This window comes from Kitasatospora sp. NPDC001683 (genome assembly GCF_053596495.1).
In genome coordinates this window covers 25,589-39,780 of the sequence record NZ_JBSFGK010000074.1, presented here as the reverse complement: position 1 = coordinate 39,780, position 14,192 = coordinate 25,589, and the positions used below count along the sequence as shown (strand labels likewise).

The 14,192-nt window shown below is 73.5% G+C and carries 9 protein-coding genes; 3 read left to right on the top strand and 6 right to left on the bottom strand.

What is annotated here, in order from left to right; translation table 11 throughout:
* Positions 1–146: 146 nt before the first annotated feature.
* The 3 genes from ACWCYO_RS30595 to trpS all read right to left on the bottom strand — a co-directional run bounded on the left by ACWCYO_RS30595 (position 147) and on the right by trpS (position 3,138).
* Entirely contained in the window at positions 147–821 is a 675-nt protein-coding gene (locus ACWCYO_RS30595; protein WP_449786013.1) for a nucleoside/nucleotide kinase family protein, read from the bottom strand.
* Between the two features lie 39 nt (positions 822–860).
* Entirely contained in the window at positions 861–1,850 is a 990-nt protein-coding gene (locus ACWCYO_RS30590) for a S66 peptidase family protein (protein WP_449786012.1), read from the bottom strand.
* Between the two features lie 145 nt (positions 1,851–1,995).
* Positions 1,996–3,138, bottom strand: coding sequence for a tryptophan--tRNA ligase (trpS, locus tag ACWCYO_RS30585; protein WP_449786011.1), 1,143 nt, complete (start codon positions 3,136–3,138; stop codon positions 1,996–1,998).
* An 841-nt stretch (positions 3,139–3,979) separates the two neighbouring features.
* Between trpS and ACWCYO_RS30580 the strand changes: the two genes are divergently transcribed.
* Entirely contained in the window at positions 3,980–5,227 is a 1,248-nt protein-coding gene (locus tag ACWCYO_RS30580; protein ID WP_449786010.1) for a hypothetical protein, read from the top strand.
* A gap of 54 nt (positions 5,228–5,281) precedes the next feature.
* Here the strand turns inward: ACWCYO_RS30580 and ACWCYO_RS30575 are convergent, their stop codons facing one another.
* On the bottom strand, positions 5,282–5,806 hold the full coding sequence (locus ACWCYO_RS30575) for an NUDIX hydrolase (RefSeq protein WP_270146849.1): 525 nt from the start codon (positions 5,804–5,806) through the stop codon (positions 5,282–5,284).
* Between the two features lie 145 nt (positions 5,807–5,951).
* Between ACWCYO_RS30575 and ACWCYO_RS30570 the strand changes: the two genes are divergently transcribed.
* A complete protein-coding gene (locus tag ACWCYO_RS30570; RefSeq protein ID WP_449786009.1) occupies positions 5,952–6,881 on the top strand; it encodes an ATP-grasp domain-containing protein in 930 nt (309 codons plus the stop codon).
* Positions 6,882–6,993: 112 nt separating this feature from the next.
* Here ACWCYO_RS30570 and ACWCYO_RS30565 read toward each other — a convergent pair whose 3' ends face one another.
* Together ACWCYO_RS30565 and ACWCYO_RS30560 are read right to left on the bottom strand one after the other, a co-directional pair.
* Positions 6,994–11,154, bottom strand: coding sequence for an ABC transporter ATP-binding protein (locus tag ACWCYO_RS30565; protein WP_449786008.1), 4,161 nt, complete (start codon positions 11,152–11,154; stop codon positions 6,994–6,996).
* A gap of 404 nt (positions 11,155–11,558) precedes the next feature.
* Positions 11,559–12,248, bottom strand: coding sequence for an SACE_7040 family transcriptional regulator (locus ACWCYO_RS30560; protein WP_449786007.1), 690 nt, complete (start codon positions 12,246–12,248; stop codon positions 11,559–11,561).
* A gap of 133 nt (positions 12,249–12,381) precedes the next feature.
* On the opposite strand from ACWCYO_RS30560, the gene ACWCYO_RS30555 reads away from it, so the two are divergent.
* On the top strand, positions 12,382–14,094 hold the full coding sequence (locus ACWCYO_RS30555; RefSeq protein ID WP_270146842.1) for a carboxyl transferase domain-containing protein: 1,713 nt from the start codon (positions 12,382–12,384) through the stop codon (positions 14,092–14,094).
* Positions 14,095–14,192 lie beyond the last annotated feature (98 nt).

Sequence of the window (14,192 nt, the reverse complement as noted above, 5' to 3'; positions counted from 1 at the left end):
CCGATAAAACGCGCACGCCGAATACGCGCCGAGCCGCGACGCGAAAACGCGAAACGACCGGCACGAGCCGAGAAGTGGTGTTTCAGAGGATTGGCCGCTCCGGGACCGTCCGCGCAGACGCGTGTCCGGTGCTCCCTGCCGAGCGACTAGGAAACACTACCCCTCTGCGGATCCTGAGGCAAACCGGTTCCGGGAACCGCCCGCGTGCAGAGTGCGCGGCCCTGTTTCACGTACTCGCCGTTGGGGTGGTCGTTGGCGGTGACCCAGCGCAGGGCGGTGGCCTCGTCGCGGCCGACGTCGCGGTGCCGGCGGAGCAGACGTTCTTGACGGACGGTGTCCTCGGTGTCGACGTACCAGAGTTCGCGCAGCAGTCGGCGGACGTCCGGCCAGGGGTTTTCGGTGGCGGCGAGGTAGTTGCCCTCGGTGATGACCAGCCGGGTATGCGGGCGGACGACGTGGCGGGCGGCGACCGGCTCGTCCAGGGTGCGGTCGAAGTCGGGGACGTAGATGTCCTGGAAGCGGTCGGCGGCGACCCGGCGCAGCAGGGCGACGTAGCCGTGGGCGTCGAAGGTGGCCGGGGCGCCCTTGCGGTGGGTCAGGCCGAGGCGGTCGAGCTGGGCGGCCGAGAGGTGGAAGCCGTCGAGCGGGAGGTAGGCGGCGGTGCCGGGGCCTTCGACGCGTTCGACCTCGGCGACCAGATGGCGGGCCAGGGTGGACTTGCCGGCTCCGGGCGGGCCGGCAAGTCCGAGGATCGTACGGGCGTTGCTGCCCGGGCCGCGGAGGAGTCCGAGGGCAAGGGCGGTGAGGCGGTCCTCGTTCATGGCCGCACCCTACTCACTCACCCGGGCCCTGCCGTCGGTTCAGGCAACGGCAGGCGCAGAGGCAGCAGAGGCAGGGGTAGGGGCGAGGGCGGGCAGGTCCAGGGTGAGGGTGCCGGCGTCCGCGTCGAGCAGGGCCGGGACGCCGAGCGGGACGGTGAGGGTGGACGGGCAGTGGCCGAAGCCCAGTTCCCAGATCACGGGCACGCCGAGCCCGCCGAGGCGGTCGAGCATCACGTCCCGGACCCGTTCGGGCCGTCCGCAGCCCTCCCAGGAGCCGAGGACTATGCCGGCCACGCCGTCGAGGGCGCCGGAGCGCAGGAACTGGGTGAGCAGGCGGTCGAGCTGGTACGGGTGCTCGTTCACGTCCTCGAGGATCAGGATGCTGCCCTCGAAGGAGGGGCGGGCTGCGGGCGTGCCGCGCTCGGCCACGAGGACGTGGACGCAGCCTCCGGCGGTGACGCCGTGGGCGCGGCCGGGGACGAGTGCGGTGGCGGTGGGCGAGGTGAGGACGGTGGTGGTGGCGGGTTCGAAGAGGGTCCGGCGCAGGTGTTCGGCCGTCGGGCCGTCGTTCACGAAGGAGGCAGCGGAGGCCAGCGGCCCGTACAGGGTGGCGAGGCCGAGACGCTGGGCGAAGGCCTCGTGCAGGGAGCTGACGTCGCTGAAGCCGATGAGGGGCTTGGGCCGGGCGGCGCGCATCGCGGTCCAGTCGAGCAGGTCGACGATGCGGTGAACGCCGTAGCCGCCGCGGGCGCAGATGACGGCGTCGACGGTGGGGTCGAGCCAGACGCCCTGGAGGTCGGCGGCGCGGTCGGCGTCGGTGCCGGCCAGGTAGCCGAGGACGGGGTGGGTGTCGAGGACGTGCGGGGCGACGGTGACACGCAGGCCCCAGGAGCGGAGGATCGCGCAGCCGGCGCTGAGCCGCTGGGGGTCGATCGGGCCGCTGGGGGCGACGACGGCGATGTGGTCGCCGGGTCGCAGGTGCGGCGGGCGGGTCAGTCCCTGGCCGGGCGTGGTGGGTTGCGGGTCCATGGACCGGGCCTTTCGGGGAAGAGGGCGGGCTGCGGGCGGCCTCGGGGTGTGATCGAGGCCGCCCGGTGACGATATGCCCGCGGGTCGACCGGCCGATGTCCCTGGGTGGCTGGACCGGGGAGGGACCGGGCGGGTTGAGGGTTCTTCAGACCGCGCCCATCACCTCCCGCACCTCGGCGAGGGTGGCGTCGGCGATGGCGTTGGCTCGCTCGGCGCCGGCGCGCAGGACCTGCCGCAGGTGGCCGCGGTCGGCGGCGAGCTCGGCCCGGCGGGCGCGCAGCGGGCGGAAGTACTCGTTGACGGACTCGGTGACGGTGCGCTTGAGGGCGGCCGCGCCGCCGTCGCCGATCTCCTCGGCGATCGCCTCCGGGAGGCGGTCCTGGCAGAGCGCGGCGAGCAGGACGAGGCCGGAGACCTCGGGGCGGCCGGTCGGATCGTAGGTGATGCGGCGTTCGGCATCGGTCTTGGCGCCACGGATGATCCGGGAGGTCTCGTCCTCGTCGGCGCCGAGGGGGATGGCGTTGCCGCGGCTCTTGCTCATCTTGCCGCCGTCCGTGCCGAGCAGCATCGGGGCGTCGGAGAGCAGGGCCCGGGGGCGGGGGAAGACGGCGCTGCCGTCGGCGTGCGGGTAGCGCTCGTTGAAGCGGCGGGCGACGGTGCGGGCCACCTCGAGGTGGGGCAGCTGGTCCTGCCCCACCGGGACGAGGTCGGCCTTGCAGAACAGGATGTCGGCTGCCTGGTGGACGGGGTAGGTGAACATCAGTCCGCTGACGGCGGCCTGGCTGGAGTGGGCGATCTCGTCCTTGACGGTGGGGTTGCGGCTCAGTTCGGCGACGTTGACCAGGCTGAGGAAGGGCAGCAGCAGCTGGTTGAGGGCGGGGACCGCGCTGTGCGCGAAGATCGTGGCCCGTTCGGGGTCGAGACCGGCCGCGAGGTAGTCGAGGACGAGGTTCTCGGTGTGCTCGGCGAGCCGGTCGGCGACGTCCCGGTCGGTGATGACCTGGTAGTCGGCGACCAGGACGAACATCTCGACGCCCTGGTCCTGGAGCCGGACCCGGTTCTGCAGGGTGCCGAAGTAGTGGCCGAGGTGGAGCGGGCCGGTGGGGCGGTCCCCGGTGAGGACGCGGTGGGCGCCGGGGTCGGCGTTCAGGTCGGCGGCCGTCAGGACGGAGGTGGCCGTCAGCTCGGCGTCGGCGCGGTCGGCGTCGGCGCGGTCGGTGGTGGCGCGGTCGGTGGTGGCGCGGTCGGTGGTGGCGCGGTCGGTGGTGGCGCGGTCGGTGGTGGTCATCGGGGTTTCTCCCTCGGTACGGCGGCGGTGATGGCGGCCGTCCAGGGCGAGGGGCCCGTCCCGTGGGAAACGCAACAGGGCCGTCCATCCCGGACGGCCCTGGTCAGGCAGATGCGGTGGCCGTCCTAGGACGGCCACCAGCACAGGCCCACGAAGCGCTTCATGCCTCCCACGATAGCGTCAGTCCTCCACCACCAGGGCGGGGTGTCCTTGCGCAGCGTCTCGCCACGGAAGAGCTCCGGTCGGGTCAGGCCGTATCAGGTCGTCAGTGCGGCGCCGGGCAGCAGGATGCCGACACCGATGACGAACACCTCGCCGCTGCCGTAGTCGGGGGACATCACACCGCTGCGCTTCATGCCCGGCCGGACCAGGCTCTACGCCGAGCTCTCCTTCATCGGCACCATCGCCACCGACGTGCCGCTGCCGCAGCCGAAGATCGAGCAGGTCGAGGAGCTTGCGGTGGAGGTCAGCCCGGAGCAGGTCGACCAGGCCGACGCCGACTGGATCTTCTACGGCGGGTACGGCAGCACGGGTTCGACCAGCCAGGACGCATGCTCGGCGGCGCGCTCTGGAAGACGCTCGGCGCGGTCAAGTCCGGTCAGGCCCGGCCGGTTTCGGACGAGGCCTGGTTCCTCGGCACGGCGTCACGGCGGCCTACGCGGTGCTCGCCGACCGCAAGGGCTTCGTAGCGCCCGGCAGTTGAGCCGATACGCCTGGTAGGGGGCACCATCGATCTCCCGGAAATCCCGTCGTGCTCTCGGGCACACGCCCGGGAATGACGCTTGGAGCTGGTCGCGCCGTGCGGGAGGATCGTCGGGACCGTCCCCCGAAGGGCCCGCCGATGACCTCGCTCCATCCCACCTCCGCCGACCCCGCCCTGCCCGGCCCGCCCGCGGGCTCTTCGCCACCGGCCGACGCACCGGCCGACGCACCGCCCGGCGCGGCCGGGGCGGGGATTCCGGGGGCACCGGTCTGCTCGATCGCCACGGCAGCCGAAGGCGGCCCGACCGGTACGACCTGCGCGGCCGGCGCTCCGGCCCGCCACGACTCGGTGCCGCAGCCGCGCACCCCGGAGGACGTCGAGGCGCAGCTCCGCCTTGCTGCGGCGGGCGGCTCTGCGGTGGGCGGCGATGCGAGGGACAGCACCGCGGCAGGCGGCGATGCGACGGCGGACCGGCTTCGGGCGGCGTTCGCCGACCGGCTGCGGGCCGCGCGCGCCGGAGGGCGCTCGCTCGCCGAGCTGGCGGCCGCGTGCCGCCGGTCGGTGGCGGAGGTACGGGCGCTGCTCGGCGAGGCCGGGGACGGAGATGGGGACGGGGACGAGGAGACCGGGGGCAGGGGTGGGGAGGCCGCTACCGGCGCACCGTTCGGCGAGACCGGGCCGGGGTTCGTCCGGTTCCAGCAGACGGCCGCACCGTCCGAGGGCAACCGGCCAGCACCGGCGCCGCGGTCGGCGCGCGAGGCCTCCCGGGAATCGATGCGCGATTCGATGCGGGAGGAGGTGCGGAGCCTCGGCTCGCGGCGGCCGTCCCCCTCCCGCCGGCTGCGCCGGATGCACCCCCGGGCCGACCGGACCGGGCAGGAGGCGACCGCACGGGAGACGGCCGCCACCCACCCGACCGGGGCGGAGCCGCGCGGTGCTGGGCGGGCGGGTGAACTGACCGGTGTACCGCGGGTGGTGGCCGACCGCACGCCCCCGGCAGCCGGTTCGGACGCCTGGTCCGTGGCCGGTGGTGGGTCCGAGGAGTCCCGGGCCGTCCCGCCGCTCGGCATCCTGATCGGCGGCAGCCCGGTCCAGCCGGAGGCCGTCGGCCGCCCGGAGGAACGGACACCGGTCCGGGCGGCGGCGGAGCCGATCCGGGTCGGGCGCGGGACCAGCCTGGTCGTGCTGCCCTCCTGGCGTCCCGCCATCGCCGTCTCGGTGTCGACCGAGCAGTTGGTCGTCGAGACCGGCCTCACCGTCGAGCAGCTGACCGGGGCCCAGCTGACAGTGCTGATGAACCCCTGGGCGCTGCACGACCGGGAACTGGACCTGCACGGCTGGGAGCCCGGCCCGCCCGGGCGACCGCGGCGCGGCGGGCGCGGCTAGCCGGCGTAGCGGGCATGTCGGACGTAGCGGGCGTGTCGGGCAAGCGAAGGGCGGCTAACGGGCGTTCGGGATGTAGCCGAGGTCGACGGGCACCGGGGGTCGACCGTCGATCGCCCAGCCCGTACGGACCGCGTCCAGCAACTCCGGGAGCCGGGGCGGCCAGAGCGCGTCGGCGTTCTGGTCGGCGAGGTCGGCCGGGGTCCACCAGCGCCAGTCGAGGATCCGGTCCTCGGCGTGCACCGCGCTGACGTCGCCGACCGGGCCGCGGTGCGGTCCGCTGGTGAGGTAGATGTGCTCGTGCTGGCGGACCGGGGTGCCGTGCCAGGTGAAGTCGTGCTCCCAGGTGCAGAGCAGCGGTCCGGGTTCGAGGTCGGTCCAGCCGGTCTCCTCCCACAGCTCGCGCCGGGCGCCGAGCTGCGGGGTCTCGCCCGGTTCCAGCCCGCCGCCCGGCATGGTCCAGTGGACGCCGACCTCGTCGTTGTCCGAGCGGAGCAGGAACACCGAGCCGTTCTGGTCCAGGACCACGGTGCGGGCGGCCTGGCGAGGGACGCGTTTGCGCGGTCGCAGCAGTCTTCGCATCGGGACACTCTGGCAGCGCCCGGCCCAGGCGTCGACCGGATTCCCCGGCCCGGCCGTCCGATCGGGACGTTACCGGGGCCCGGGGGCCGGACGGACCTGCGCCGGTCGGGGTCGCGGGCGGTCCGCTGGCCGTACCCTGACCGCCATGCCCGTACCCTCGATGCTCTTCCCCGCCGATCCGCTCAACCCGCGCCGGCCCGATCCGCACTTCGCCTGGGAGGCCAGGCTGGTGCGGGAGTTGGGCGGCGAGCACCACCTGGTCGACCACGACGCGCTGCTCGCCGGGCGCGCCGAGGAGGCGGTCCGGCAGGTGCCCCGCGGCAGCGGACCGCTCTGGTACCGGGGCTGGATGCTTCCCTCCGCCCGGTACGCCGAGTTCGCCGCCGTGCTCACCGACCGCGGCGGCAACCTGCTGACCAGCCCGCCCGGTTACGCGGCGGCACACGAACTGCCCGGCTGGTACGGGGCGTTCGAGGGGGCGACCCCACCCAGTGTCTGGATCCCGACCACCAGGGGGGTGCCGCCCACGCCGGAGGAGCTGGCGGAGGCCGTGGCCCGGCTCGGCGGGAGCGGGCCGGCGATCGTCAAGGACTACGTGAAGTCGCGCAAGCACGAGTGGCACGAGGCCTGCTACGTACCGGACTTGGCGGACCTGGCGGCCGTCAGCCGAGTGGTCGGACGGTTCGTCGAGCTCCAGGGCGAGTTCCTGGCCGGCGGGGTGGTGCTGCGACGGTACGAGGAGTTCGAGCGCGCGGCCGGACCGGACGAGGGCGCGAGCGGCGAGGGTGGCGGGGGCGGCGACCGGCAGGCGGTGGAGGCCCGGGTGTGGTGGCTGGACGGGCGGCCGATCCTGGTCGGGCCGCACCCGGACGCGCCGCACCTGCAGGTCGATCCCGACCTCACCGAGGTCCCCGCGCTGGTGCGAAGACTCGGCTGCCGCTTCGTCACCACCGACCTCGCCAGCCGGGCCGACGGCTCCGGCTGGCGGGTGGTGGAGGTCGGGGACGGGCAGGTGAGCGACCTGCCGCGCGGGATCGACGCCTCGGGGCTGCTGGCCTCGCTGATCGCCGCCTGACTGACCGGCGGTCGATGGGGCGGTGGGTCGGCGGGTCGGCGGACGGTCCGTGTTCGGATGGTGTCCGTCCGCCGGTCCCGCCGGCCCTGCCCGGGCCAGCAGGTCCGGGCCGCTACCCGGCGGCGACGGTCTCGGCCGGTGCCGGGTGGCCGTCCGCGATGAACGCGTGCCAGAGCCGGGCGTACGTACCGCCCAGGGCGAGCAGTTCGGTGTGCGTGCCGTCCTCGACCACCCGGCCGTGGTCCAGCACGATCACCCGGTCGGCGCGTTCGGCGGTGGTCAGGCGGTGGGCGATGACCAGCGTGGTGCGACCGCCGCTGAGCCGGTCCGCGGCCTGGTTGACCGCGGCCTCGGTGGCCAGGTCGAGCGCCGCGGTGGCCTCGTCCAGCAGCAGGATGTCCGGGTCGACCAGCTCGGCCCGGGCCAGCGCGATCAGCTGGCGCTGGCCCGCCGAAAGGTTCCGCCCACGGCCCGCGACCTCGTGGTCGTAGCCGCCCGACAGCCGGACGATCATGTCGTGGGCGCCGACCGCCCGGGCCGCCGCCTCCACCTCGGCCGCCGAGGCATCCGGCCGGCCGTACGCGATCGCCTCCCGGACCGTGCCCGCGAACAGGTACGCCTCCTGCGGCACCACGCCCAGGCGGTGACGGTACTGGGCCAGGTCGTAGCGGGTGAGGTCCACGCCGTCCACCCGGACGGTGCCCTCGGTGGCGTCGTAGAACCGGGCGACCAGCTTGACCAGCGTCGACTTGCCCGCGCCGGTCTCGCCCACCAGCGCCACCGTCTGACCGGCGGGTATCCGCAGGTCGACGCCGCTCAACACGTCCGGGGCACCGTCCGCGCCGCCGTTGTAGGCGAAGCCGACGCCCTCGAAGCTGATCTCGCCGCGCAGCGCCCCGGCCACCTGGACCGGGTCCGCCGCCTCCGCCGTGGTGGTCGGGGTGCGCAGCAGCTCGCGGATCCGGCCTAGGCCGACGGAGGCCTGCTGGTAGCCGTCGAACACCTGGGACAGCTGGTTGACCGGGGCGAAGAACAGGTCGATGTAGAGCAGGTACGCGACCAGCGCGCCGACCGTCAGCGTCCCCGCGTCCACCCGGGCGGCACCGACGATCAGCACCAGTGCGGCCGCCACGCTGGAGAGGAACTGGACGAACGGGAAGTACAGCGAGATGTAGAGCTGGGCGCGGACCCGGGCCTCCCGGTAGGCGATCCCGCGGGCCACGAAGCGGTCGGTGTTGGTGTCCAGGCGGCGGAAGGCCTGGACGATCCGCATGCCGGCCACGTTCTCCTGCAGGTCCGCGTTGACGGTGCTGATCAGGTCGCGGGAGCGCTCGTACTGGTCCTTGGACTTCTTCCGGAACACCAGGGTGGCGATCACCAGCAGCGGCAGTACGGCGAAGACCACCAGGGCCAGGCCGGCGTCGATGACCAGCAGGGCCACGAAGATCCCGGCGAAGGTCAGCAGGCTGACCACGGCGGTGACCATGCCGGTCTGCAGGAAGGAGGTCAGCGAATCCAGGTCGGTGGTCATCCGGGTCATGATCCGGCCGGTCAGCTCGCGCTCGTAGTAGTCCAGACCGAGCCGGTTGAGGTGGGCGAAGATCTTGAGCCGGAGGGTGTACAGCACGCGCTCACCGGTACGGCCGCTGACCCGGTTCTCGGCGCTCTGCACCAGCCAGTCCAGCAGGACGACGACCAGCGCGGTGATCGAGGCCACCGCGACGCCGGACATCAGGCTCTTGCGGACGCCCTCGTCGATGCCGTGCCGGATCAGCACCGGCAGCACCAGCCCGGCGGCGGCGTCGAGGGTGACCAGCAGGAGGGCGAGGAGCAGGGGAACGCGGAAGGGCCGCAGCAGGCGACCGAGGCTGAAGTCGGGGTCGCCGGCCTCCGCCTCGGCGCGGGGAACGGCGGGGACGTCGGCGGCCGGCGGGAGCGCGGCGACCTTGGCCAGCAGATCGGGGTCGGCGGTGCGGGCCGCCTTCGCGAGGGCGGGGGTGGGGAGCTCGGGAGTCTTCTGCTCGGGCTGTCCCTGTTCCCGTTCCTGCTGCGGTTCCTGCTGCTTCTGCTGTTCGGCCTGTGCGGGCTGCTCGGGCTGTTGGGTCTGCTCGGGCTGCTCGGGCTGCTCGGGCTGCTGGGTCTGCTCGCGCTGCTCGGGCTGCTGGGTCTGCTCGGGCTGCTGGGTCTGCTCGCGCTGCTGGGTCTGCGGGCTCTGCCGCTCGGGGGCCCGGCCAGCCTCGGGGTCGGTGATCAGGGCCCGGTACTGGGGACATCGGGCTTCGAGTTCCTCGTGCGTGCCGAGGTCCAGCAGTCGGCCGCGGTCCAGCACGGCGATCCGGTCGGCGAGCTGGAGGGTCGAGCGGCGGTGGGCGATCAGCAGGGTGGTGCGGCCGGTCATCACGGAGCGCAGCGCGTCGTGGATCTCCGCCTCGACCTGCGGGTCGACGGCCGAGGTGGCATCGTCCAGCAGCAGGATCCGGGGATCGGTGAGGATCGCCCGGGCCAGGGCGATGCGCTGGCGCTGACCACCGGACAGGGTCAGGCCCTGCTCGCCGACCTTGGTCTCGTAACCGTCCGGCAGCGCGCGGACGAACTCGTCGGCCTGGGCGGCGCGCGCGGCGGCGACGATCTGCTCGTCGGTGGCGTCCGGGCGGCCGTAGGCGATGTTGGTGCGGACCGACTCGGAGAAGAGGAAGCTCTCCTCGGGAACGATGCCGACCGCCGCGCGGACCGAGTCCAGGGTGAGGTCGCGCAGGTCGTGGCCGTAGAGACGGACGGCGCCGGCCGCCGGGTCGTAGAAGCGGGGCACCAGCTGGGCCACCGTCGACTTGCCGGAGCCGGACGCACCGACCAGGGCGAGGGTCTCGCCGGGGGCCAGCTTCAGGCTGAGGCCGTGCAGGACGGGGGCGGGGTGCTCCGGGTCGTAACGGAACTCGACCTGGTCGAACTCCAGGGCGACGTCGGAGGTGCGGGGGCCGGCCGAGCCGTCGTTCGGGGCGTCGTCCGCGGTGTTGCCGTCCTGGGTGAGGTCCAGGCTGAGCGCGCCCGGGCGCTCCTGGACCAGCGGGCGCTCGTCGATCAGCTGCAGGACGCGCTCGACGCCCGCCCGGGCCTGCTGGCCGACCGTGATCACCATGGTCAGCATCCGCACCGGACCGGTCATCTGCGCGACGTAGGTGGAGAAGGCGACGAACGTCCCGAGCGAGACCCTCCCGTCGACGGCCAGCCAACCGCCGAAGGCCAGCACCGCGACCTGGGCGAGGGCCGGGATCGCCTGCATAGCCGGGTTGTAGCGGGCGTTGAGGCGTATCGACCGGAGCCGGGCGGCGAACAGGTTGCGGGAGGCCAGCTCCAGCTTGTCCTGCTCCTGAACCTCCTGGCCGAAGCCCTTGACCACCCGGACGCCACCGATCGCACCGTCCACCACGCCCGCGACGGCGGCCGCCTCCTGCTGGGCGGCCCAGGTGGCCGGGAACAGGCGCTTTCGACTGAGCACGCTGACCCACCACAGCGCGGGGGCCATGACCAGGGCGATCAGGGTCAGCGGCGCGGACAGCCAGACCATCACGCCCAGCGACATCACGAACATCAGCAGGTAGCCGGTCATCATCGGCAGCATCGAGAGCAGACCGTTGATCAGCTGGAGGTCGGAGGTCGCGCGTCCCACCACCTGGCCCGTGTCCAGGCGGTCCTGGCGGTGACCGTCGAGCCGGCCGAGCGAGCGGAACAGGTCGCTGCGCATGTCGTGCTGGACGTCGAGGGCGAGCTGGCCGCCGTAGTAGCGACGGACCTGGGTGCAACCGAAGACCACGACGGCGGCGAGCAGCAGCACCACTGCCCACGGGGTCAGCGAGCGGGTGTGGGCGACGATGACGTCGTCGATGATCAGCTTGGTGACCAGCGGCACCAGCGCGGTGACGGCCATGCCGAGCAGCGAGGCGCCGAAGGCGAGCAGCAGGCTGCGGCGGGACCGCCAGCTGTAGCCGATCAGGCGGCGCAGCCAGCCGTCGGTCCCGGCCGGCGTTTCCGCACTCCGGGTTGCGTCCGCGCTCGGGGCCGGGTCCACGCTCGGGGCCCCGTCCGCGATCCGCTCGGCGTTGTCGCTCGGCCCGGTGTCATCGCTCGGCTTCGCGGTCCCGCTCGGCTTCGCGTTCCCGCTCGGCTTCGCGGTCTCGCTCAGCTCGGGGCGCGCGTCGGCGGTTTGCGGGCTGTCGCCGGGGCCCTCCGAGTTCGGGCCGGGGGCGGGTGAGCCGCTCGGGGATTGCTCCACCATGGATCCGTGAGTCTCGGGCATATTTAGGGATGCTAACCATTTCGTCGAGTGGCCGCCATGGCTTTTCCGGCCGCGGGAGGCGGTCGGGGCTGGTGCCGGGGCGGCCCGGATCGTCCGGTCCGGCGGACTGGGCAACAGCCCGTCGCCTGCGGTGATTCCCAGTCGAACACAACTGCGACCCGATGGCCCGCCCCTGCCCCAAGGGTCGCCGACGACTCGCCGTACGCCCAGCGGCCGGGGGCGGACGGGCGCCGTCCTTTGGACCTAGGGCCGACGGTGAGCCGGTCCGGTGCACGCCGGGAGCCGGGGGCTCGGGCGTTCGGTCGAGGTTCGGAGACTCGGTTGCCCCGAAGGCACTCCGAAGGCCCCGGGCGCTCCGGGCCTTGGACTACGCGCGCCCGGCGTCAGGCGGACTCGGGCGCGGGATTGGCCGTCGCGCCACCAATCGCAGCGGCCGAGTCGGTGGCCGCGGAGTCCGCGGCGGCCGCGAAAGCGCCGTGGGCGAGGGTGTGCAGCAGCGCGGCCATGCCGTCGCGCTGCAGACCGGCGCGCTCGCCCTGGGCCGGGTTCGGGCCGAGACTGTGGGGGGTCGAGTTGATCAGGCCGAAGACCGCGTGCACGGCGGCCCGCGCCATCGGCTCGGCGGCGGGGGCGGCGAGGGGCGGGTGGGCCTGCCGGACCACGTCCACCCAGAGCTCGACGTAGCCGCGCTGGAGCCGACGGACCGTGCGGCGGTCCTCCTCCTTGAGGTTCAGCAGCTCGCGGTCGTGCAGGGTGATCAGGTCGCGGTCGTTCAGCGCGAAGTCGACATGGCCGCTGATCAGCGCGTCCAGCGCGGCGGCCGGGCCGTCGCCGCCGCCCGCCCGGCGGCGCCCCTCCTCCAGCAGGCGCTCGCTGATGCCGATCAGCAGGTCGGCCAGCATCGCGTCCTTGCCGGCGAAGTGCCGGTAGAGGCCGGGGCCGCTGATGCCGACGGCCTTGCCGATCTCGTCCACGCCCACGCCGAGGAAGCCCCGGGCCGCGAACAGTCGCGCGGCCTCCCGGCGGATCTGGTCACGGCGTGGGAGCGCGGAGGCTGCGGGGACGTTCGGCATGCTGCCCATCGTAGACAGTGGGGTTATCGGCCGTTAACCTGTGCGCGTAAGTTAACGTTAATTAACGTGGGAATCACGGGCGAACCGCACTCGGCCCGCCCACCTGCTGCCGAGGGCAAGGGAGCTCTTGGGAATGGTCATCTCAACCACCGGCGCACCCTCCGGCGTCCGGCTCAGCGCAGCGACCGGCACCGCGACGGCATCGGGTGCCGTACCGCCGGGAGCCGCCGCTCCGGCGCCCCGGCTCGGCACCTCCGCCGACCCGGGCTCCGCGGCCTACCAGGCCAACACCGAGGCGCACCAGGCCCTGGTCGCCGAACTGCGCGCGAAGCTCGACACCGCCGCCCTCGGCGGGGGCGCCAAGGCCCGCGCCCGGCACACGTCACGCGGCAAGCTCCTCCCCCGCGACCGGGTGGACACCCTGCTCGACCCGGCCTCGCCCTTCCTTGAGCTGGCGCCGCTGGCCGCCGACGGGATGTACGACGGGGCGGCGCCTGCGGCCGGGGTGATCGCCGGCATCGGCCGGGTCGCCGGACGCGAGGTGGTGGTGGTCGCCAACGACGCCACCGTCAAGGGCGGCACCTACTACCCGATGACGGTGAAGAAGCACCTGCGCGCCCAGGAGGTCGCGCTGGAGAACCGCCTCCCCTGCATCTACCTGGTGGACTCCGGCGGCGCCTTCCTCCCGATGCAGGACGAGGTCTTCCCGGACCGCGACCACTTCGGCCGGATCTTCTACAACCAGGCCCGGCTCTCGGCCGCGGGCATCCCGCAGATCGCCGCCGTACTCGGCTCGTGCACGGCGGGCGGCGCGTACGTCCCGGCGATGAGCGACCAAGCGGTGATCGTCCGCAACCAGGGCACGATCTTCCTGGGCGGACCGCCGCTGGTGAAGGCCGCCACCGGCGAGGTGGTCACCGCCGAGGAGCTGGGCGGCGGCGAGCTGCACTCCCGCACCTCGGGCGTGACGGACCACCTGGCCGAGGACGACGCCCACGCCCTCTCCATCGTCCGCACCATCGTGTCCGAGCTCGGCCCGCGCGCGGCCAAGCCGTGGCCGCTCGCCCCGGTCGAGCCGCCGACCGTCGACCCGGCGGGCCTGTACGGCGCAGTCCCGGTCGATCCGCGCACGCCCTACGACGTGCGCGAGGTGATCGCCCGGCTGGTCGACGGCAGCCGCTTCGCCGAGTTCAAGGCCGAGTACGGCGCGACCCTGGTCACCGGCTTCGCCCGGATCCACGGCCACCCGGTCGGCATCGTCGCCAACAACGGCGTGCTGTTCTCCGAGTCGGCCGTCAAGGGCGCCCACTTCATCGAGTTGTGCGACCAGCGCGGCATCCCCCTCCTCTTCCTGCAGAACATCACCGGTTTCATGGTCGGCCGGCAGTACGAGGCGGGCGGCATCGCCAAGCACGGCGCCAAGATGGTCAACGCCGTGGCCTGCACCCGGGTCCCGAAGCTGACCGTGGTGATCGGCGGCTCGTACGGAGCCGGCAACTACTCGATGTGCGGCCGGGCCTACTCACCTCGCTTCCTGTGGATGTGGCCGGGCGCCAAGATCTCCGTGATGGGCGGCGAGCAGGCGGCCTCCGTGCTGGCCACCGTCCGCCGCGACCAGCTGGAGGCGCACGGCGAGGAGTGGCCGACCGAGGCGGAGGAGGAGTTCAAGCGCCCGGTCCGCGAGCAGTACGAGCGCCAGGGCAACGCCTACTACGCCACGGCCCGGCTCTGGGACGACGGCGTGATCGACCCGATGGACACCCGCACCGTCGTCGGCCTCGCCCTCACCGCCTGCGCCAACGCCCCGCTGGCACCGCCCGCTCCGTACGGCGTCTTCCGCATGTGACGTCTCTTCCGGGTGTGACTCCCGGGGCGCCGGTCCGACGACCGGGCCGGCGCCCCGACCGCCCACCGCCACCTCCTTCTTTTGGCTCCCCTCGACCC